Origin of the sequence: Bradyrhizobium sp. dw_78, from assembly GCF_018449525.1 — a bacterium.
Taxonomy (GTDB): Bacteria; Pseudomonadota; Alphaproteobacteria; order Rhizobiales; family Xanthobacteraceae; genus Bradyrhizobium.
Map to the genome: position 1 here is coordinate 123,712 of NZ_JAAVUS010000005.1, position 21,537 is coordinate 145,248.

A 21,537-nucleotide genomic window follows, 5' to 3' on the forward strand; every position below is an offset into this window, starting at 1 on the left:
AAGCCGTACATACTGGTCTACCAAACCAAGGTATCGAGCCGACCGCACTCCATATTGCCGCGCCGTAGCGCGCAACTTGCGGGCTCAGTTCGTGGGCAAAGCGCTGTTTTCCCACAAATGGCGGAATTAGCCGCAGAGGGACAGCACGTCACGGGCTTTTGTTGCGATGCCGACGGTCCCATAGGTCCTTAGCGGCGACAAGTTTTGCCTTATTAGCATTGAACGGTTCGCATTCGGCTTCGTCGAACCAGGCGCAAACCGTATCGTCTCGCGAGTTGGCATTCGCAGAATATGCAATAAGAAGGTCGATCGCGAGCGAGCGTTCGATCGCACGCTCGTTGGCGGCGCCGTCGTCCGCGTTTTGCCTGCCGGATGCTGTCTCGTTTCGCAAATGACGCAATCCAATACGGATATCTTCGTGAAAAGCCGCGGTGATCCTCGTAGCATGCGATTCCATGAGCAACGCAGCGAAGTGGAGTGCTGTTGCAAGTCCGGGGCGCCGTCGTCCGTAGATGGTGGAGCTGATCTCTCTTGGAAAGTCGAACGGCATTTGAGGTAGTGCCGTCCCATTGTCTTCGAACCAAAGGAAGGCGCCGCCGTATGCAGCAACGACGCTCGAATCGTTCTTTGACGCCATCGCATCGCGCAAGGTGGTGGCGATCTCTATAATCCTTGATGGATCTTCGAGCGCAAGAAGAGGCGACGCTAACGCGACCTCAACGCCGGCATCAGCAAATAATCTCAGTAGCTTGGCTGCTCTCGGTGCATGTGCTGGCCCGTTCGGAATGACGACATAAGCAAGCGTCTCGATGATGGAGGTGAAGCGCCAACCAGGACCCGGCAACGGGCTTGGCTCTCTTAAATGCGCGTATAAGTCGCTACCTTCCTCCCGCCACCACGTTTCTATCTTCCCAACCAAATCTTCGACATCCTTGCTCTGCCATTCGATTTGGCCGAGTCGCCGCACCGATCGCCCGTCGAACGGGGTACGCGAGACCGACAGAACATTGATCAACTGGTCGTACTCGACTCCGGGACTTATGCGCCATTTGCGCTCTCCGTTGATGTCCATTGCGAAACGTGGAAGCTGCCGGTTTTGAACATCGGAGCGTATGACCCGTGCAGCCTGCCCCGTCTGCACTTCCGGAAGCGCCATCAAGAATCTGGATGGCAACGTAAATTTTGCGACAAGACCTTCCGGGCGCCAAATGGCGGTTGCCAGACGATCGCGTTCGCGCGCGTCAAGACTGTTCGTTTGATGCAGAACTACGCACCGCATAAGGCCGTCGGCCCGGGCCGTATCGTTGTTCGTCGTTTCTATCTCGTGGATGAGGCTTTCGACTGCTTCCTGCCATCGTTTCGGCTCCCTTGAACGATCCGCGCTCGGTCCGCCCAGCAGAAGGCGGATCGGATCGTTCTGCCATCCGAGCACAGCGGGAATCTCGGGATCCTTGCCGGCGAGTGGCTGCTCGATGAGGTCGAGGATGTGCCCGGATCTCTGGTCGGCGCTCATAGAGCGCAGGCCGGCGCTCGTGCTCTCGTCGAGCGCCTTACGAACTTGCCAAGCGCCTCCCCTCCAATTGCGGCATAACGCGGAGCAATCGCGCACCATCTCCTCTAAGGCGCTGGCCGACAGTCTAGGAGACAGGGCACGCAACCCGGCGAGTGCCGTCTGAGCCTGGTCCTCTATGCGTTTGTGCTCGATTGCTCTGGGAGATCGATAGTCTGACTTGGTTGCCCGTGCGCGATTGATATATGGCGCCGCCTCGGCTAGCGCAGCGCGAAGAACGCCGAAGGTTTGCGCAATCTGAGAAGCCGACAGGCGCGAAACGACATCAGCATCGAGTGCTTTTTCCAGCTTCTCGGGGTTGCACATCCGTAGCAAGATAGAGATGGCGCGACCGGGATCCGTCAAGACGATCCAAGATGCTGCGGCTTCAAGGAGCGATCCGCCTATGATCTCGTTGCCGAGGCGCACAATGCGTCCACCAACTTCGATGAGACGGCAGGCCTGGAGCGCGTACTCGAAGCCGGAAGGTTCGTCGAAGATCGACCTGCGAGGCCGATGGCGGGGACCGACCATATCGAGGATAGAGTTCAATCGCTCCAGCGTTGTGAATGGATCGCAGTGTACCGCACCAAGTTCTTCGAGCCGTCCGTCGAATGCGGTGCTCAGACCTACAGAAGGTCCCATGTGGACGATGTTTTTTATGGCCCATCCTTCGCATGACAGAAGATGGAAGTCGCTGGCCTCGTAGACCGGGCCCCTTGGCAACGCATCCTGTACCGTCGAGAGTGCTGCCTGAACCAGGCGAGGCCCATCTGGGTCTCCGGTCTCGGCCATAAGGGCGGCTCTGCGAATCGCCCAGATTGGGCTGCCGACCGGTTGAGGCCACGCGGCTAGTAGAGCACCTGCTTTCGCATGTTCGAGCCTCCCGAGGTGCAGTAAGATTCGCTCGTGGACCAAATGCGAGCGCAAGTCCGGAATAGCGGTCGCAATCGGTAGAAGCCTCGTTTCATGCTTCTCAAAGGCAGCGACGTCTCCCTGTTCGCGGTAGTGCCGCAATAAGGACGCGGCAAGAGCAATGCAGTCGTCGACTTCGACGTCATGGCGCAACGCGCGCCGCGGATGCGTCGGGGTTTCCCCATCGGAAAAGCCACATCTTTCAAGCGCTGCCTCGGCTGCCTGCGCCAGCCGACCGTCAAGAGGCAGCAGGCAGACATCAAGGCGCCAGGTGAGTTCGCGAAGCCAGACGATTTGTTCGCCACCTTGCGCGTCGGCTGAAACCTCGACGATACGTCCTACCCAAGCGGAGGTTAGATTATAGAGAAGCGCGCGGTTCGACCACGGAGCCACGACCCAACCCGGATAGAGTTTGCGGTTATGGCGCCAGATCGCAACTTGATCGGCGATCTTCCTTCGCAACGGCTCGCCTCGGTTTTGGGCAGCGTGACGCTCGAGCACTTCGTAAGATGCGCGTATAGACTCGTCTTCCCCCGTCACTTCGGCGCCTCCACGAATTCCGGAGCGGCGGCCTCTCGTCGAAGGTCGCTCTCAGACGGGAAGCGAGGAAGCGCAGGGAGCCTTGGCAAGAGCGCCGGCGTCCCGGGTCGAGGCGTCTGAATAGGCCAGTTCGCGAGGCTCGGGGGGCGAGCACTCTCGAGCGCGAGCAGCAGCCATTCCGTAGCCGCCGCCTGGCGTTGGCTCTCGTCGGGCCATTCATCGATTGGGAACAGTGGTGCAAGATCGAGCGGAACCACATGGCGATCCTGCAGAAGCTTGCGCTGCGCACCCGTCAAATCCAGAATGCCGCAGAGGTAGATTTGACCGACGCTGCTGCCAAGGGTATCGCGAGCCCATCCAGACCACCTAAGGAAATTGGGATCATCGCCTGAAAATCCTATGAGACAGAAGGTGTTCTCGACGAAGGCCTGCTGCGCGAGATTCACGAAAGCCGCCGAACGCACCGGATAAGTCCGAAAATCCTCTTCAGTGACGACGAACGGGCCGGACGAGGGAAAGCTTCCGTGCAGTTTTACGAGGCGCGGGCGGCGCGCTGTAGCCAACTCGAAAGGTGCCTTCACGACGTCGTAGCGGCGGTAGGGAACATCGTGGGAGGCGCGCTCGAGGAGCGTATCGTAATTTGTCGTAAAGACATCGGACCATGGTAATTTCAGGAGTAAGCGGTGAAGTGGACCGGGGTCGAAGCTGTTATCTGGGATTGTTGCTATGAGTAATTGGTCGAGCGCAGCCCGACCGTGAGCGGCTTCGTATTCCTCCGCGAGCCGCAAGGCACCGCTCGTTGAAGTCGCGCGAGCGAAGACGACACGACGCTGCGCTTCGGATAGGGCGGCAGGATAGAGACCAGCAATGAACGCGTCGCCAAGCTTCCGCCACGTCGGAAATTGCGCGTCGCTGAGCCCGCTTCGCGGTACAGCATTCGCACTCATACCTGCTCCGATCATCACGGCGGCGCGACCAACGTCTCCCTTTGTGTGAAGAGCTTTGGCGATACGTTCAAGATGGATTGCGTCCTGAAAGTCCAAGAATTAACCCCCGTGCTCGTGAGTTTCTCAACAATTAGCACGAAAGTCCGCATATCTGAGAGTCCGGATGAACACGCCTTTAAAACGTCGCGCGTATATTCCTCAACGCCCATCCAATCCGGGATGCCGGCCCTCTTCAGAATCGTGGGTATACGGTCCTGGATAGCGACAAGCAGCGTATTGGCGGGTACGGTCATGATCGTGGTGATGATCTCCAACATCATTTTCAGCATCAATTTCGTGGACACATGGCCGGCGATGTAGCGCGCTGTCGCCGTTTCGTCCTCCTCAGCCATGGTCAAGTTTCTCTACAACGTGCTTAGATCCTCCGGCACATCCCCGAACTTCTTGATGACCTTTGCATCGCCGAAGTCGCCGGTGGCGGGATCTCCCGTCCGGCTGAAGGCCACGGCGCCGACATGTCCGGGCTTGCGTGACAAGGCTTCCGCGCGCATGACGACCGCGACAGGATTGAAACATTCGGTTGGCTCGCCGGCCGCAATGCCATCGTCGGCAGCGACGAAAGGCAGCGCCACGAAGTAGGTTACTTCCGCCATGGCTTCCTCCTAGCCGGAATAGGTGTGAAATCTCCCGCGCACAAAGGCGTGAGAAACGGCCTTCATCAATTCACCCACCTCAAATTCCAAATAGTCATTAGCGACGATCAGCGCGCGGATGGTCGACCGCATGTCGCCATCACATGCCGCGATGGCCTGGTCGACGGCAGCCTCCAGTCCGTCCGCCTCCTGTGTGTTCGGTTGTGAACCAGAGGACATGACGCTGTTCCAGGTTGACCAATCAGGGTCTATGTTCCTATTTTGTTCTTATGGAGTCAACCCGTCGTTTTGAGCGGCCTGGGCCCTGATCCGGGAGAATTCCGAGTGCGACTCGAAGCCGTTGCGCAGGACGGTCTATCGATCGCATGGAAGCCGCGCGTCGAGGGCTCCGACAAAATCGACTGACACCGGACTGGGACGGCGCACGGCATCTCAAGCATAGCTAGCCGGAACCAAGTACGCAGCGCATCGCTTCTCTCACGCCGATGACGGATCACATTAAGGCTGATCCCGCGGACTGCCCGCGCGCCATGGCGTCGATCGTGCTGACTGATGCCGACTACCGACACCTAGTCCTTCGTGCGTTGCGAATTCTCCCGGACAGTTTGCCGGCATGCGTGCATTGCGTCGATCTGCGGTGCCGCACCGGCGGGCGGTCGGCCGATACCGTGGCGTTGGGGGCCATCGATGGCGGGGGTAACTCCGGCTGAAACTGGTGCTGCTGAATGATGTCGACGGCGTTCGGTCCGAGGTCGATCGCTTGCGCCGGCCCCACAGCGGCAAGGAGAATTACAACCAACCAGGTAACGAAACAACTACGGATTGACACTGCCATGCCTCTTGTCCAATTTGGACGTCCGATTTTCTCGGGGTGCTTGGGGGAGCATCATGGATATTTCGTGCCGATTGCTTTCGCTTACAACAGTTTTTGTGCTCGCGGTCGGCGCTTCGACGCTGCCGCAGATTGGCAAGGCCAACGCCCAGGCCGATCTCAACATCCAGTCCAGGATCGACGCGGTCACGACGCCCTTCCAGGTGCAACCCATCCCGGTCACGCCGACCGGTGGCCCGGCAGCACCCCCCGAACCCGGACCCATGCGACGGGTGTTCGTCAATGAGCCTGCCTGCTTCGAGCAGGACCATCGTTGTCTTAGTGCGGCCGAAGTCGAAGCTCTCGTCAAGCCGCGCCGGAACGAGCCGAGGCTGCTCACCCTGACGCCAAGTGTGACGAACGCCCCTTACCGAACTCCAGAGCGAGGACACGCCGATCGTTCGCAAGCGGGCGATCATCAAGGCACTGGGGCTTCCGATCAACATCAAACCCGGCAAGCGAAAGGCATTGCTGGCCCCGCCCAACATCAAACCCGGCAAGGGAGAAAATACGGCGCCAACCCAGCCCACAACCGTCAAGTTCATCTTCCCGCTCGGGCCCACCTACGAGTCCAATGCGACCAAATCGGACGCATTGCCTCACGCTGACAGCTCCATTTCGCTCGGCGGCGGATTCCAGCTCACCACCCAGGGCTTTCGCAATCTCGACGTCATCGGCGTGACCGCCGGAACGACGTCGACCCGCTACTCTCACCTGACAGGCAGCAGCCTCGACATCCTGACGACGACCGCACAGTATCAGCTCTTTCTCGGCGCATATGACGGCAACAGCAAGCCTCTGGATCTCTCCCACGGCACGCTGGTGCCGAGCGGCCAGGTAAGCTTCAACACGCTGACATTCGGATTGCAGAATTCGACGGCTTTTGCGCCGACGTTCCGGGCCGAAACCCTCAACCTGCTGACGCCGACCGTCGTGTATAGCTGGCAGAATTTGCCCCTCAGCAGCGGTGAACCCTGCGCGACGAAGCTGAACCCGAGGCCTGACGCGGCCTCCTTCTGCTACTACAGCGACGTGAGCCTGTCGGTAGGCCATACGTCGTCCGACAATCACCTGCAGGAGAACACCAATTTCGGGGTTTCGACGACCCTGGGCGACCGCATCAGAGGCACCGATGTCGTGGCCGCCCTGGGCACAGCGATATCCGGCAAGGTCTATGACAGCGTTCCGGGTGGCCGAAGCGACATGCTGCTGCAGATTGGACCAAAGCTGCAATATGCTCCTGCCAGCACAGTCGTCACGTCTCTCGGCGTCACCTACAACAGGAACTATTCAAACGTTGCCGCCGCCGAATGGCACGGCTGGGTCATTCAGTCGACGGTGCAACTCATGCTCACACCGCAATAATCCGCAACACAGGACGGGGGCAATAGTCTCGCCCGCGCCGAGTCGCATGGAGACCGCCGCAAAAATGGACGCATGGCCGCCCGAAATCCCGCTCGCGGAGAAGGACCGCGCAAGGTTGATCGATCGCGAGAGAATTGACACCTGGCGTTGAGTCATGGCGCGGGTCGGACGCCATATTCAGGAGTGTGGCGCGTCCGCATTCGCGGATCAGGCTCTCGTGAACCGCGCCGCCGGGGCGTCGCGGCCTGCGGCATCGATCCTTCGCGCAAGATCAGATCATGCTCGTCGCCGGGGCAGAAACGAAAAACCGGACCTTTATGCAGCAGCTACCTGCACAAAGGTCCGATCTTATCTCGCCTTGCCGCAATGCCGACCGATTGCAAAGGACAATCCAGATCCTCTGGAGAGGCTTCGCTCTGCGTCGGGCTGTGACCCGGAGGCGGCAAGCTCTCAGTCGCGGATGCGACTACTTCTTTTTCTTTGAAGTCTTCTTTGCCACCTTCTTGGTGGCTGCCTTCGCGGTCTTCTTTGCCTTCTTCGCTTTCTTGGCCATGTCGTCCTCTGTAAAAAAACTGGCTCAGTGAACATGCACACGCCGTGGATCGACATGCACAACATTAAGACGATACCACAAATGCAAAATTGATACCAACGCGTCGTGAACTCACTCTTGAGTCACTCGCCGGGGGCAGTCGGTCCCGCGTCCCGCCTTCGGCGGCGCTATGCTGACGCGCCTGCGGCTGCCCTGTTAATCGGTCTCGCGACCCGCGAGTGGTCTCCGCTGACGCTCCGCTCATACGCTTCTTTTTCTTATTGAAGAACTATGGAGCTCCGCCCCTCGCGCGCACCAGGGTGAAGCGCCGGCCAACGCCGGCGCCGACCCGAGCGGTATCCCCGGTCTTCCGCGCTTCCTCACATCTTGAATCGTCGCGGCCATCCATACGCTTGTGCAGACCCGCTCTTCGAGCGGCCCTTGCGGGCGGGCGATCCCCCTCCACCCGGGTCGCCCTGGCACTTGCTACCCCCGGTCTCGCCGACGGGCAGGGGTGCAGGCGCGAGGTGCGCGCCTCGCACCCATGCCCTCAAAAGGAGATTGATCATGTCGGCCAAGCACGTTGAAATCGTTACGGAGAGCGGGACCGAAAGTTTCATTCCGCTCAACAAGCTCAAGAAATCGCCAAAGAATGCCCGCAAGACCCCGCACAGCGAGGCGTCGATCGAGGCTTATGCGGCCAGCATCGCCGCCAAAGGCATCCTGCAAAATCTTGTCGTCGAGCCGGAATTTGATCCGGACGGCGTGGCGACCGGGTTTTATTTCGTCACCATCGGCGAGGGCCGCAGGCTGGCGCAGCTTCTGCGGGTCAAGCGCAAGGAAATCAAGAAGACCGAACCGATCCGCTGTGTCATCGACACCACCAACGATCCCCACGAAATCAGCCTCGATGAGAACGTCACCCGCGAGAACATGCATCCCGCCGACCAGTTCGAGGCCTTCAAGAAGCTGGCGGAAGAACGTGGGTACGGCGCGGAAGAAATCGCCGCCCGGTTCGGCGTCACGCCGCTGGTGGTGCGGCAGCGCCTGCGCTTGGGCGCGGTGTCGCCCAGACTGATGCAAATCTACCGCGACGGCGATCTGGCGCTCGACCAGTTGATGGCCTTTGCGATTACCGAGGATCATGCCCGGCAGGAAGCCGCCTATGAGCGGCTATCCTATAACCGCGACGCCAGCACGATCCGCCGCATGCTGACAGAGGCCAACGTCGCCGCCACGGATCGCCGCGCGATCTTTGTCGGTGCGGAAAAATATACGGAAGTGGGCGGCACGATCCTGCGCGACCTCTTCACCGAGGATCGCGGCGGCTATTTTGAGGACGTGGCGCTGCTCGACCTGCTTGTCATGGCGAAGCTTGGACGCGAAGCCAGCGCCCTGATGGAAGCCGAAGGTTGGAAATGGGCGCAGGTTTTCCTCGACTACCCGCACAGCCATGGGCTGCGCCGGACTTATCCGCAAGCCGTGAAATTGTCGGCGGAAGATCAGGCCGCCCTGGATGCCGCGCAAGTCGAGTTCGACACCCTGACGGCGCAACATGCGAGCGCCGAAGAACTGCCCGATGAGGCCGATGCGCGCCTCAGTGAGCTCGAGGCAGAGATCGAGCGGCTGGAGGCCAAGCGTCAGGCCTACGACTCCGCCGACATCGCGCGTTGCGGGGCCTTTGTCATCCTCAATCATGACGGGACGTTGCGCATTGAGCGCGGTTTTATGCTGGCCGAGGACGAGAAACCGGAGCCGGAAACGCATGACGTGAGCGGCGAAGGCGAGGGCGGTCACCCCGTCAATGAGGGCGGCGGCACCATCCGGAACGGCGAGCCCGGCGGTGAGAGCTCAGATGCAGAGGACGAGGACGCCGACGATTCCAAGCCGCTATCGGATATCCTGATCCGCGATCTCACCGCGCATCGCACCCTCGGGCTTCGCCTCGCCGTGAGCGAGCACCCGGAAATCGCGATCATTGCCGCGACCCACGCGCTGTCGGCGCAAATCTTCTATCGCGGCGCGGACGCCCATGTTCTCGATATTCGCCCGGTCTGCACTGTGCTGGCCTCCCATGCCGATCGCATCGAGGATACCAAAGCGGGGAAGGCATGGGCGGACCATCATGCCCGTTGGGCGGCGCAGATGCCGTGCGACGTGACCGATCTGTGGGCCTTTGTCGTGGAGTTGGACCATGACAGCCGCATGGCGCTGTTCGCGCATTGCGTCGCATGGACGGTCAACGCGGTGAAGCTGCCGATGGACCGCAGGCCCCGGGCGATGGCCGCGGCGGACAGGCTGGCGGAAGCCGTGTCGCTCGACATGACCGCGCATTGGGTGCCGACGGTGCGGACCTATCTCGGTCGTGTCACCAAGACGCGTATCCTTGATGCCGTGCGGGAAGCCGTCAGCATCGAGGCCGCTGACCGCATGGCGGCCATGAAGAAGCAGGACATGGCGGAAGCCGCCGAGCAGTTGCTGGCCGCAACCGGCTGGCTGCCTGCGCTGATGCGGACGTCGCGCGCCGCGCAAGCGGGCGATGGCCAACCGCAGGCGGGTGGTGTTGCCGAAGGCAATCATGTCGAGGCCTATTCCGACGCTGCCGAGTAACCAGCGTGGCTGGGATCGCTTGGGCGGTCCCGGCTTGCTGTCATGCAACTGTCGAAATGTTCGGCCGCGCGCCTTAAGGCACACGGCCGAATCCACCTTTGAGACTGCCAACAATCTAGAATCATAGCTAGGTCAGGACCTGACAACACAGCGTCTATTGTCCACTCTTGGCACTTTTTGGACGAGAGTCACTGAACCGACGATATCCGCTCGTCGGTAAAACGCGGACCTTTAGAAAGCAACCGGTGACGTCGTAGTCTGACCCTGAACGGATCTAGCGCCGCTTTGGTCGCGGTGCAAAATTCAAGAATTCTGCACAGAAATTTCGAGCTTACATTACCAACAGCTTAGCCCATGCATGAATTAGGTGCATATCGCCGCCTATGTCTGTTCCTGGCACTTTTCGGAAGTGCCGCAATGACCGACTTGAGTCCGGAATGCGCACCAAAGCGGACGTCCGACGGCTGCCCGACTTATGGGTTCACGCCCAAGAACGTCAGACTCTTTCCGCTAAAAGCCGATGGGGAAGGCGAGTTACGACTCGCGCCCGTTAGCCCGGTCCGAAAGGCGATGCGGTACATCAATTCAGTCGAACCAGTCGCCGTTGCGGCGCGACCAGATCAGCGTGAAGCTGGCGTCGACGCCCTGGCGTTCATCTGCATGGGTAGATGTGTGACGGGCGTATCGAACATCCCTGACGCGGAGATTGCGAACTGACCTTTGTCGGTCTTCGGTCGAGGCGCGCCAATGTCGCGCAGAGATGCAAAATCGTGCTCCGTTGTTCGAAAGGCTCGCGCCTTTGCTTCTGTTGATGCGCGAGCTCCAGTCTTGTGCGACCGGCGATGCCGTGTCCGTGTGGTGACGATGGCAGTGACAGCGGTCTCTATCAGTTGTTTGATGGGCGCGTCCCACGCGACCTCGAATGGACGGATTAGGCCCGAGGGCCGGCTGCGCCTCGATCGCCTTCCCGCAACGGGTCCGCCGGCTTTTTTCCCCTGCCGCGAAGGGGCGGCATTCCTCGCGAAACAAAAAAGCCGTCTGCCGCCGTCCTCCGCTGCGCTGCGGGCCTGACGGCTGCGGGCCGATCGCTCCTCGGGCCAAGGACCGCCATCGAGGCTGCGATGGTCGCGGCCCGACAACAGAACGGAGACCACCATGGCTACCATCGGAACCTTCACTACGTCGGACAACGGTTACACCGGATCGGTCAAGACGCTCACGCTCAACGTCAAGGCGAAGTTCGTCGCGACCGAGAAGGATAACGACAAGGCGCCCGACTATCGCATCTTCGCCGGCAATACCGAGTTTGGCGCCGCCTGGAAGAAGACCGCGAAAGAGACCAGCCGCGAATATCTCTCGGTCAAGCTGGACGATCCAAGCTTCCCGGCCCCGATCTACGCCTCGCTGGTGAAGGGCGAGGGCGACGACAGCCACACGCTGATCTGGTCGCGCCGCAACGGCGACTGATCGAGACGGATCGACGCGCCCCGCCTCTTCGGAGGCGGGGCTTTTCCGCGCTTATAGCCACTGTCACGCCGAAGGAAGAGGGAAGACCTCCGGTCTCCTTGGTTTTGAACGATCGCTAAGGTCCGGCGCGCGACCGACGTCATCCACTGTGGTCCAGCCTTGACGTTGCGACGGCTTGGACGGTCCGACCGTGACCGGGTGGACACGGTCGCTTAGCTAACTCTTGCTGCGGACCGACTTGGACCCGCGCCGAAGCAGCTCGTCGGGCTCGACGTCGAGCAGCTCGGCGAACTTGCCGACCATGGTCGATGGTTACGGCCTAAATGCCCCGTTCGAGCGAACTGATATAAGTGCGGTCGACATCGCTTCATGCGCCAGGGCCTCCTGCGACAGGCCTTTGGCCTGGCGACGGCAGCGCAAATTGCGAGCGAACCTCCCCAGCCTTCCTGACTATTCGTGGAAAAAACCCCGCGATCTGTTAATTATCCAGCAATTGTCACCAGCCTGAAGCAGGCACGCCGTATGCTTCGGCTCCGAAAAAGTCAGAAGACGGGCGCGGGTTCTCGCCATGACCATTGTTGCATTTAACGACTGTCCCCCAGACCTGCCGCATGTCACGCCGTACGACGAGCGGCACCTCAAAACCTACCTCCGGCTGCTCGACGCCGATGAAGAAGGCGCCGATTGGCGCGAAGTGGTGAAGGTGATTTTCGGCCTTGATGCCGAGCAGGAGCCGGACCGCGCGCGTGGCGTGCATAACAGTCATCTTGCTCGCGCAAGGTGGATGACGAAGGCTGGATATCGCGACCTGCTCAAGCCGCCGTTGCAATGAGTTGAGCACGCGACGTTTTTCAATAGGCGCTGCTATTCCATCACGTTCAGTCCGTCGCGCCGCTGCAACATCCGTTGCGGTAGCATAACTTCTGCGTCTCGTTGCCGCTCCGAATACTTGATGCGGGCCAGGGGTGTGCCTCGCTTGGGGAGCGAGTGATGCTGGAGTGATCGCATGCCGGATGATGAAAGCTGGCGGTCGCAGGATGCGACCGCCTATCTGGATCGCGTGCAACGCACGGGTTTTGCCTGGGAATTCCTTCGACGTAACCCGGACTACCGCAACGATTACGAAGATATGAGCCGGGATGTGGCGAGCGGAACGGCCACCACGCTGGAGGCAGCTTTGGCGCTGGCCCAGCGCTGGGGGTTGAGTTTTCCCGTGCGATCCGCAGCAACCAAGCGACCGCGCCCTGACATTGTGGGCGTTCAATACGCTCCCGACCGCAACGGCGCTCACGGCGGCGCCACCCAGCACCGAAAGCATGCTGCGTTTCGATTTCTTGCCGTCGCCGGCATTCTCCGTGGACTGCGACGACGGCCGCCACCTCCTGTGGCGGGAGGCCCACGACGAACAGCGGATTTGGATCCTGCCGGATGCGACGGCGACTGCCTCCGTTGCCGCTATCATCCCCTTCGACCAACACCTCCCGGACCGGCTCGCAACTACCCTTCGCCTGTGGCAACGCCTGACCGGAGTTGCGACGGCGCCGAGTGCAGCGTCATTGACCAGGCAGCAGCGCCGCCGGCTGATTTTGATGCTGAGGGCGCTTGACGGCCATCAGCAACAAGCGACCTACCGCGAGCTCGCCGCCACCTTGCTTGATCCCGATGTGCGGAGCCAAAGCCGGCGCGACTGGCTGACCTCATCCTATCGGTCGCAGATCATCCGTCTTGTGAAAGACGCGGTCGGCCGGATGCGGGGCGGCTACCGCGAATTGCTGAGCGGCTGAAATTCTGCCGCTTCGATCGCGATTTGGGCGGCCAGCCGCTGCCGGTCTGGCGGGCTGTTGCGTCATCGCGACCGACGAAGTCGTCCTCATGAATTGGGACGAACTCGACAGCCTCGACGGCCGCTACTTCGGCCCATTGCCACGCAACGCCGTCATCGCACGCGCGATGCCGGTCTGGACCGACGAAGCGGGCGACTGCCGTTTCGTCTGGCACGTCGCGATGCAGTGACGCCTCACTTTACCCACCCCGTAAAGGAGAGCACCATGACTCAAATCGGCATGTTCACGCGCACCACGGACGGATATACCGGCACCATCCGTACCCTCACGCTCAACCGCGACGTCGTCATCATCGTGCCGGCCGTCGAGATTGACACGGAGAACGCACCAAACTATCGCGTCCTTGCCGGCGACGTCGAAATCGGCGCCACCTGGAAGCGCACCGGCGACAAGGCTGGCGATTATCTCGCCTTGACGATCGATGATCCGTCATTCGGCCGGCCGATCCGCGCCAATCTGTTCCAGGTCGTGAGCAGCGGCGATTCGTTTCATCTGATCTGGACCCGTCCATCATGCCGCGCCCCGCGCGATTAAAGCGATGGTGCCGCGCACCGAGACGAGGCGTCTCCCCATGATCGTGGCTATATCGCTCGCGGTCCTTACTTCCTTCACGGCGCGCAGCGAGACTGCGCCGGCGCGCGTCGCCGATGTGGTCGACCCATGGTCGCAATTTGTCGATGAGGCCGCGGAGCGCTTTGCGATACCGCCATCATAGATACGCGCCGTGATGCGAACCGCGAGCAACGGTAAGATCAAGGCCGTATCGCCAAAGGGCGCAGTCGAGCTGATGCAGATCATGCCCGATAGCTACGCCGAACCGCGGGAACGCTACGACCTCGGCGCCGATCCCACCGATCCGCATGACAACATCCTGGCCAGGGCCGCGTATCTCCGTGAGATGCATGACCCCCTCGGTGCGGCCGGGTTCCTCGCCGCGTATAATGTCGGGCCAGCCGGCTATGAAGACCATTTGGCAACCGGCCGTCCGCTGCCGGACGAGACCCGCAACTACGTCGCAGCGTTGGCGCCGCTGCTGTCCGGTGCGCTGCCAACTGATACCGGCACTTCGACCGGTGGAACGCGCCATTGGCAGAGGGCATCGCTGTTCGTGCTGCGATCGACGCGCAAATTCGACGACACCAGGCTGTCATTTACGCCGCAATCCTTCCACGTTAAACCTGACCGCAACGTTGCCGATCCGTCGGCACTCACACCGCTTCCGGGCGGTTTGTTCGTTGGACGAACCCAGACGTAAAGCTGCCTTGATCGCTCGCAGTCATCTTTATGCTCTCTTGCGCAATAGCGTAAATCAGGTTGGAGTCTCTGAGAATGCCCGCAGATGAGCGGAGGACGGCAAGATTAAAGCAACCGGTGCCCTTCGGTGCCCGTTTGCAAATTACTGTGGTCTGCACATTGGTTGGAGAGTGGTAATTGTTATCGTGGCACGCGCCGCGATGTGCGTTTTTTGGTTCATCGTTTCTTTTCAATGATGGTTGCGGCATCACACCGCCAATTACACGCCATGTTACGCTTTTGAACGATGGCTGCGCGCGGCATCTTGCGCCCTGACTTCATGCGCCCAATCTCGTTCGCATGAGCGACGAGACTTCCAACTTCCGTATCCGCACCGGCCGTATCCGTGATCGCGCCAGTCGCACTGGCGGACGCCCGCGCTCTTTCATCGATCAGGTGCTGAAGGCGGCAGCAAAAGCGAATGGCGGCGCGTTGACGCCTGCGCAGTTTTCAAGCCGCGGGCGCCGCGGTCCTGGCGCGGTCCGAGGCCGGAAAGGGAAGTGTTCCCGCATCGGCCGTGGACAGGCTGCGGCCGATCGGTTGAAGCGTTCCGTGGAGCGGCGCGGTCCAGGTGAGCGGCTGCGTCGCGTCGTGGTGAAAGCGCGGATCGTCAAGCTCAGGTCCGGCAGCCGCAAGGCGGACGCCCACCTGCGCTATCTCCAGCGCGAGGGCACCACGCGCGACGGTGCCCGCGGCACGCTGTACGGACCGGACACCGACACGGCGGACGGCAAGGACTTCCTCGACCGCGGCCGCGATGACCGCCATCAGTTCAGGTTCATCGTCGCACCCGAGGATGGCGACCGTCTGGAGGATCTGCGCGGCTTCACCAGGGACGTGATGCGGCAGATGAAGGAAGACCTCGGCACCCGGCTCGATTGGGTGGCGATCGACCACTTCAACACCGGCCATCCGCACAGCCATGTCGTGATCCGAGGCAAGGAAGAGTCCGGCAAGGATCTCATCATCGCCCAGGATTACATCACCGACGGAATGCGCCTGCGCGCCCAGGAGCGGGTGACGCTGGAGCTTGGCCCGGAGAGCGACCTGGAGCTGCGCCGGAAGCTTGAGGCCGAGATGACGGCCGAGCGCTTCACACGGCTCGACCGCATCTTGGTCGAGGAGGTGCCATCACGGCTGCTCGACCTGCGGCCCGAGGCCGGCCAGCTTCGAGCCGATCTGGACCAGACGCGGATCGTCGGCCGGCTGAAAACGCTGCAACGATATGGGATGGCATCCGAGATCGAGCCCGGCGTCTGGTCGTTCTCCGAGCGGCTGGAGCCGACCCTGCGGGAGCTTGGCGAGCGCGGCGACATCGTCAAGGCTATCAATCGCTCGCTGGCGGAGCGCGGCGAGGAACGCGCGCTCGGCAGCTACATGCTGCATGGCGGAACGCCGGCGGAATCCGTCACCGGCCGGGTGATCGGCAAACGGCTCGACGACGAGCTGGGCGAGCGCATCGGCCTTGTCATCGACGGTACGGACGGCCGCGTCCACCATGTCGCACTTACCGACACCGCGAGCGCCGAACAGCCGGCGATGGGAAGCATCGTTACGATCGGCCCAACACCTGCCGCCGGTCCGCGCCCATCGGACCGCAACATCGCCGAACTGGCGCGCAAGTCCGGGGAGTACCGCCCGAGCGAACACCGCGCGCTGGCCGCAAGCGGTGCGGTCCGCATTCCCGGCGGAGACACCGAAAGCTACGTCCGCAGCCATGTCCGCCGGTTGGAAGCGCTGCGCCGCGGCGGCATCGTCGAGCGGATCGACGCCGACCATTGGAGCATTCCCCGGGACTTCGAAGCCCGCGCCGCCGCCTACGACGCCCGGCGCGGCGCAAGCACCGCCGTCCGCACATTGGCCACGCTCGACCTGGAGCAGCAGATCGGCAGCGACGGCGCCACCTGGCTCGATCGCGAACTGCTCTCCCGCCAGCGCACGCCGCTCGCCGATACAGGTCTCGGTCGGGAGGTCCGGCAGGCGTTGGAGCGCAGGAAGGACGTGCTGGTCGAACAGGGCCACGCCTGGCGCACGCCCGACGGCGGCATCCGCGCGCCGCACGATCTCATCACCCGCCTGGAGCGGCAGGAGATCGCCCGCGTCGGGCCGCAAATGGCGGCCGCCCGCGGCATGACCTTTGTCCCTGCGCAGCAGCCGGGCGGACAGGTCAGCGGCACGCTGCTTGGCACCACCAATCTCGCCAGCGGCCGCTTCGCCATGATCGAGACTTTCAGCGGTGATGGCGGCCTTGGCTTCAGCCTCGTGCCGTGGCAGCCCATTCTTGACCGGCGTATCGGTCAGCACATCACCGGCGTCATGCGTGATGGTGGTGGCATTGACTGGAGCCTTGGGCGACAGCGCGGATTGGGGTTGTGACAGGTTGGCAGCCAACCTTTATCCGCATCTGTCGAATCGCAGGATGGGGTTTCTCTGTTGCTTCTGTCATGATATCATCACAAACAGAGAGTGACGGAGCAGTGGGACATGGCGGTACCGTCGCGGCGACCCCATCCATCGCACGATCGTCGGATGGATGACGTGAAACAAGAACTCGTGCGCGCGATGGAGCAGGAGTTGAAACTCCGTGCTGCCGAGCGCGCAGACCGTGTTCGAGGACTAGGCCTGAAGTTCACAGGTGGGGTTATATCGGTGAACGCGCTGCGTAGAATGTGAAAATGCATGCCATCGCGGCTGATGTTCAGAAGCCGTCCGGAGAACGGTCGATGGCGATCTTGTCGGTCGTACTGAGACTCCCCACAACACAAATGTCATATAGAAATAGTGCCCCATCTTCATCGATCGCAGGTGTCGTGGGTCGACCCTTGTGTTCGCACGTATCAATCATTGTCGGCTGAATGAAGAAGTTGCTCTACGTCATAGCCGTGTCGGTCGCCATCACCGTCAAAAGAGCAGACGCTGCTGCGAGAAATCCCAGAGGAGTGGGCTGCCCCTCTGGGCCTCCGACGGCACAGACCGATGCCGCTATCAACGGTCAAACGGGTTTGATCTAAGCAGCCCCACCCGACGAGGGTGAAGGGATCCTGTTGGAAAACGGACCTGCCATCGAACCCGGCTTTCGGTCTACCTTGGGCGGTTAGATACCTGTCACACTACAGATATACAGAAGCGATGATAATCATTCTCTTGACTGTCGAGTTGTGGATTGCTTGAGGGTTATTGCCCGGCGGACCAATTGTGCCGTGTGGTTCAGAGGCAGGTAGCTTTGAGCAGGACAATGGCGACAACTAGGGCGAACATCCGCAAAATGAGCGGTATTGCTGGTGATCGCCGACGCGTCGCGGTTGCTTTATATGTTGCCCTGCTGATCGTCGGAATCTGCGCTGCAAAGGCGGTCGAGGGACCGGCTTTTCGCACGTCAGGACCTGTGGTTTTCGACATTCCAGCTCAGCCATTGGCCTCCGCGTTGCAAGCCTTCGGAGAAAAGACAGGCGTCCAGGTACTCTATGAGAGCTCTTCAGCCTTGGGTCGGCAATCAGCCGCCGTCGAGGGCAGTTTGATGCCCGAAGATGCCCTCAATTTGTTGTTGGCCGGAACTGAATTACGCGTGCGATATGTTCGACCCGACGCGATTACGATCGCACTTCCGTCGGTCAATGTCGATCTCCCCCCCAGTATGCCGCTTGGCTCGGTGGATCTGTCGCTCGGTACACTACGAGCGCACGGATCCGGTGGTGGTGACAATTTGGCGCGTTTGCACGACTACAGTGAGGCTGTGCAAATGGATGTTCAAAAGGCGCTTCGCGGCAACGCGATCACACGACGTGGAGACTATCGCGCCGTGCTGGATCTATGGGTCGATCCCACGCGTTCGATTCAGAAAGCAGAACTGTTTCAGACAACCGGCGATCTTGAGCGTGACTCAGCCGTCATATCGGTGCTCCGTAGCTTGACGATCAGCCGGCCCACCCCTCCAAACACGCCGCAACCCGTTCGCGTGGTGATTGTGGTAAAGCCTGTGCAATGATGCTTGATGATGCTCATCGCCAGAATACAGTGCCGCAACCGACGTGGTCGGCTGCGGATTTGCGTGTCGACGAACCGGACATATGGTCGACCCGTGAGCTGCAGCGGCTGATTTTTGTGCCCGCGCTGGTAGGACTGTTTTTCATTGGCGGTGTCTATTGGCTTCGGCTTCAACTATCCTCTGGTTCGGCAGGGCAAGAACAGCCGACCGTCGTCCAGGTTCATCTGATCCCAAGGCCGGATCCCGTGCCGATCCCAGTCGATGCCGCCTCCGAGCCAATTCCTGCACGTATCTCTCACGCGGAAACCGCCGATCGACCCGATCCGGCGACATTTGACAATGGGGCCACGGAATCATTGGATAAGGCATGGTCGCCAGCCGAAACTGCCGTTCCAAGCCTTGCCAAGGTCTTGCCGCAGGCAGATTCGTCCTCGAACAGCGCTACGCTCAAATTCCAGCAGGCTTTGATGCGACACATCGCAAAATTTCAGCGCTATCCAAACGCTGCACGCGGGCAACAGCTACAAGGTGCCGTGGAGACCTTATTTTCAATTGGACGGGATGGCCGTCTTTTGGGTGTTTGGGTCAAAACGAGCTCCGGTCAGACCTTGCTCGACAAGGAAGCGATCGAGACAATCAAACGGGCGCAGCCTTTACCGTCCATTCCATCTGAGTTGCCCGACCACCTCAATATTCAGGTGCAGCTTGCATTCGACCCATCTTAACCGCGAAGGCGTGTTGGAATAGCCTTATGCTGGGAGAGATGGCTGAGCGAAGGTAAGGCGATTACGGCCTCCGGTCCCTCATAACTTGCCCATATTGCTTCTTTTGCCGCAAATTCCCTTGTCATAAATTTGTAGTCTGGCACCGTTACGAACGCCCTATTCCTATAGGTTCAAGATTCCGAGGATGGCGTGCGGGGACTGGCGGAACGTGACGAATATCAATCGTGTCCGGTTACGTAGCCAACTCGTAGAGAACTACGACACCCTTATAAAAAAGCTGACGCGCCGTTTGGGATCGTCGGATTTCGCCCACGAAGCTCTGCACGAAACATTTCTGCGATTGGACCGGGTTACCGATGTTGTTCCGGTGCGTAGTCCTGCCGATTATATTTTTCGCACCGCCATCAACGTCGCCAAGGATCGCCAGAAGGCCCAAAATTATCGGGTCAGCCGATCAGAAATCGATACACTTCTCGATGTCAGCGACGAGGCACCGGATCCAGCCCGTGTCGTCGAGGCGCGTTCGGAAGTCGAGGCATTCAAACGTGCGTTGTCAGAGCTTCCAGAGCGGCCACGCAGGGTGCTGGAGAGCATTCTGGTTGAGGGAAGGTCGGCACATGAGGTCAGCGCACAGTTGCAGGTTAGCCTTCGGACCGTTGAGAACGACCTGAGGCTTGCGCTTGGCCACTGTTCGGACCGTCTGAGCTATACGATGATCCGTCGCCTTGGTGGACCGCGTCCGCGATCTTGATCGAGAAGGTCCGGAATCCGTGGCATGTTTATGCGCGTCTTTGCTCGACTTCGCCGGTATGCGGAAGCAACCTTGGCACATAAGAAGCGAGCTGAGCCGGAGCGCTCGCCTCCCAAAAATCGGGTCCGATCGACTTTTTCTTCGGGATAGTCCTATACCAATCGTCTATCGAATAGAGATCCTTGCAATGGGGCCGAGCCAGGCTCCGGGTGGGGAGGGCTTCTGGGAAAAGACGCGATCGGCTGTGACCGGCTTCAGAATAGCGGTGCAAATCAAGCGATCCATCTGGTTTCGCCGGCGAGATCGGCAAATAATTGTGCTCGCGAGCCGACGAGGCTATCCGTTGGGAGTTGACGATCATCGATACGGGTATCTCCTATTGCGGGGAATCGCCTATACAGCGGCGATCTCCGGTCGCGGAAGAGGTTTGGATTCGGCGAGCGCGGCGGATGAGCGATAGATTGTGACTGGGCTGAACGACCCAACCGAGCCGGATTCACTTTTGGACGACGCCCTTGACTGGGTCGCGCGGCTGAAGGCTGGTGAGCCGACGCGGATGGACATTGATGCGCTACAGCGTTGGCGTGACCAGAGTCCCGCCCATGAAGAAGCTTTCAAAAAAGCGGCTCGACTTTTGCGCAACGTCGGCGTGGCAGCACAGGAACTGGCCCAAGAGCAATCCGTCGGCAGTGGTGTGTTGCCTTTGCGCAGATCGTCATCTCGGCATCTGACGCGGCGTGCGTTTTTTGGCGGTGCTGCAGCCGCTGCGGCAGCCGGTTATCTCATCGTTCGTCCGCCATTTGCGTTATGGCCTTCGCTGCAGGAATTATCTGCAGATTATCGGACGGCAAAGGGAGAGCAGCGCAAAGTTGACATCGCAACCGATGTATCTCTTGAGCTCAATACACAAACCAGCGTGACTTTGCGACCGTCGTCAAGCGGGACGGAGATCGAATTAATCTCCGGCGAAGCCTCGGTCTTTGCAAAGCTTCCATCGTCAAAATCACTTGTGATGCTGGCCGCTGACGGTCGCGTGACTGCAACCCAGGCTAACTTCAATACGCGTTGTCTGGATGCGGTCGTCGCGGTGACGTGTTTGGATGGTGCTGTCGAGGTCGCGCATGGCGACAAGATGGTGCGACTTCAGAAGAACCAACAGATATCCTATTCGGTCGAAGGTCTTGCAGCGGCAATTCCGGTGGATTCTGCGCAAGTTACAGCATGGCAGGCCGGACAACTGATCTTTCGCGACCGGCCACTTGCCAGTGTTGTCGAGGAAGTCAACCGCTACAGGCCAGGCAAGATCATCATCACGAATGCCGACCTCAAGCGCCGCATCGTCAATGGCACGTTCCAGCTCGACAAGCTTGAGAATTTCGTCGCCCAGGTCGAGCAATTGTTCGGTGCTCGGATCACGGCGTTGCCTGGCGGCGTCGTGCTTCTCGGGTGAATCGCCGACGCTGGCGAATCTCCGTCCAAGTACGGATACC

At 60.5% G+C, this 21,537-nt stretch carries 19 protein-coding genes and 2 pseudogenes; 15 read left to right on the forward strand and 6 right to left on the reverse strand.

What is annotated here, in order from left to right; genetic code table 11:
* Positions 1–148: 148 nt before the first annotated feature.
* From HB630_RS14990 to HB630_RS15010, 5 genes are read right to left on the reverse strand one after another with little or no spacing between them, the layout of a single operon-like run.
* Positions 149–3,004 carry a hypothetical protein gene (locus HB630_RS14990; RefSeq protein ID WP_213773036.1) on the reverse strand — a complete coding sequence of 952 codons (2,856 nt, stop codon included), beginning with the start codon at positions 3,002–3,004 and terminating at the stop codon, positions 149–151.
* Positions 3,001–3,951: an SIR2 family protein gene (locus HB630_RS14995; RefSeq protein ID WP_213773037.1), complete on the reverse strand. Its 951-nt coding sequence runs from the start codon at positions 3,949–3,951 to the stop codon at positions 3,001–3,003. The genes HB630_RS14990 and HB630_RS14995 overlap by 4 nt, the downstream gene beginning before the upstream one ends.
* A 14-nt stretch (positions 3,952–3,965) precedes the next feature.
* A complete protein-coding gene (locus HB630_RS15000) occupies positions 3,966–4,343 on the reverse strand; it encodes a hypothetical protein (protein ID WP_213773038.1) in 378 nt (125 codons plus the stop codon).
* A gap of 12 nt (positions 4,344–4,355) precedes the next feature.
* Complete coding sequence (locus HB630_RS15005; protein WP_213773039.1) at positions 4,356–4,604, reverse strand: hypothetical protein; 249 nt, start codon at positions 4,602–4,604, stop codon at positions 4,356–4,358.
* 9 nt (positions 4,605–4,613) lie between these two features.
* Positions 4,614–4,823: a hypothetical protein gene (locus HB630_RS15010; protein WP_213773040.1), complete on the reverse strand. Its 210-nt coding sequence runs from the start codon at positions 4,821–4,823 to the stop codon at positions 4,614–4,616.
* Between the two features lie 1,120 nt (positions 4,824–5,943).
* On the opposite strand from HB630_RS15010, the gene HB630_RS15015 reads away from it, so the two are divergent.
* The 4 genes from HB630_RS15015 (at position 5,944) to HB630_RS15030 (ending at position 11,449) form a co-directional block, all read left to right on the forward strand.
* Positions 5,944–6,840, forward strand: coding sequence for a hypothetical protein (locus HB630_RS15015; RefSeq protein WP_213773041.1), 897 nt, complete (start codon positions 5,944–5,946; stop codon positions 6,838–6,840).
* Positions 6,841–7,118: 278 nt separating this feature from the next.
* Positions 7,119–7,424: a hypothetical protein gene (locus HB630_RS15020; protein ID WP_213773042.1), complete on the forward strand. Its 306-nt coding sequence runs from the start codon at positions 7,119–7,121 to the stop codon at positions 7,422–7,424.
* Between the two features lie 515 nt (positions 7,425–7,939).
* Positions 7,940–9,982, forward strand: a complete 2,043-nt coding sequence (locus HB630_RS15025; protein ID WP_213773043.1) for a ParB/RepB/Spo0J family partition protein — start codon at positions 7,940–7,942, stop codon at positions 9,980–9,982.
* A gap of 1,155 nt (positions 9,983–11,137) precedes the next feature.
* Positions 11,138–11,449, forward strand: coding sequence for a DUF736 domain-containing protein (locus tag HB630_RS15030; protein WP_213773044.1), 312 nt, complete (start codon positions 11,138–11,140; stop codon positions 11,447–11,449).
* Positions 11,450–11,665: 216 nt separating this feature from the next.
* Here HB630_RS15030 and HB630_RS28395 read toward each other — a convergent pair.
* Positions 11,666–11,890, reverse strand: a pseudogene (locus tag HB630_RS28395) (helix-turn-helix transcriptional regulator).
* Between the two features lie 127 nt (positions 11,891–12,017).
* On the opposite strand from HB630_RS28395, the gene HB630_RS15035 reads away from it, so the two are divergent.
* The 11 genes and pseudogenes from HB630_RS15035 to HB630_RS15080 all read left to right on the forward strand — a co-directional run bounded on the left by HB630_RS15035 (position 12,018) and on the right by HB630_RS15080 (position 21,497).
* A complete protein-coding gene (locus HB630_RS15035) occupies positions 12,018–12,281 on the forward strand; it encodes a DUF2285 domain-containing protein (protein ID WP_213773045.1) in 264 nt (87 codons plus the stop codon).
* Positions 12,282–12,765: 484 nt separating this feature from the next.
* Positions 12,766–13,233 (forward strand): DUF2285 domain-containing protein, encoded by a 468-nt coding sequence (locus tag HB630_RS15040; RefSeq protein ID WP_213773046.1) that lies wholly within the window; start codon positions 12,766–12,768, stop codon positions 13,231–13,233.
* A gap of 14 nt (positions 13,234–13,247) precedes the next feature.
* A pseudogene (locus tag HB630_RS15045) lies at positions 13,248–13,462 on the forward strand (S26 family signal peptidase); the annotation flags it as partial.
* Between the two features lie 35 nt (positions 13,463–13,497).
* The gene (locus HB630_RS15050; protein WP_213773047.1) at positions 13,498–13,827 is read left to right on the forward strand and encodes a DUF736 domain-containing protein; all 330 of its coding nucleotides are present in this window, start codon (positions 13,498–13,500) and stop codon (positions 13,825–13,827) included.
* 37 nt (positions 13,828–13,864) lie between these two features.
* Positions 13,865–14,008 carry a hypothetical protein gene (locus HB630_RS28400; RefSeq protein WP_249780865.1) on the forward strand — a complete coding sequence of 48 codons (144 nt, stop codon included), beginning with the start codon at positions 13,865–13,867 and terminating at the stop codon, positions 14,006–14,008.
* A gap of 12 nt (positions 14,009–14,020) precedes the next feature.
* A complete protein-coding gene (locus tag HB630_RS15055) occupies positions 14,021–14,548 on the forward strand; it encodes a lytic transglycosylase domain-containing protein (protein WP_249780884.1) in 528 nt (175 codons plus the stop codon).
* 578 nt (positions 14,549–15,126) lie between these two features.
* Positions 15,127–16,962, forward strand: coding sequence for a DUF3363 domain-containing protein (locus HB630_RS15060; RefSeq protein ID WP_249780866.1), 1,836 nt, complete (start codon positions 15,127–15,129; stop codon positions 16,960–16,962).
* A gap of 889 nt (positions 16,963–17,851) precedes the next feature.
* Positions 17,852–18,571, forward strand: a complete 720-nt coding sequence (locus tag HB630_RS15065) for an STN domain-containing protein (RefSeq protein ID WP_213773049.1) — start codon at positions 17,852–17,854, stop codon at positions 18,569–18,571.
* Positions 18,568–19,296, forward strand: a complete 729-nt coding sequence (locus tag HB630_RS15070; protein WP_213773050.1) for an energy transducer TonB — start codon at positions 18,568–18,570, stop codon at positions 19,294–19,296. Before HB630_RS15065 ends, HB630_RS15070 begins: the two co-directional genes overlap by 4 nt.
* A gap of 208 nt (positions 19,297–19,504) precedes the next feature.
* The gene (locus HB630_RS15075; RefSeq protein WP_213773051.1) at positions 19,505–20,047 is read left to right on the forward strand and encodes a sigma-70 family RNA polymerase sigma factor; all 543 of its coding nucleotides are present in this window, start codon (positions 19,505–19,507) and stop codon (positions 20,045–20,047) included.
* 502 nt (positions 20,048–20,549) lie between these two features.
* Entirely contained in the window at positions 20,550–21,497 is a 948-nt protein-coding gene (locus tag HB630_RS15080) for a DUF4880 domain-containing protein (RefSeq protein ID WP_249780867.1), read from the forward strand.
* Positions 21,498–21,537 lie beyond the last annotated feature (40 nt).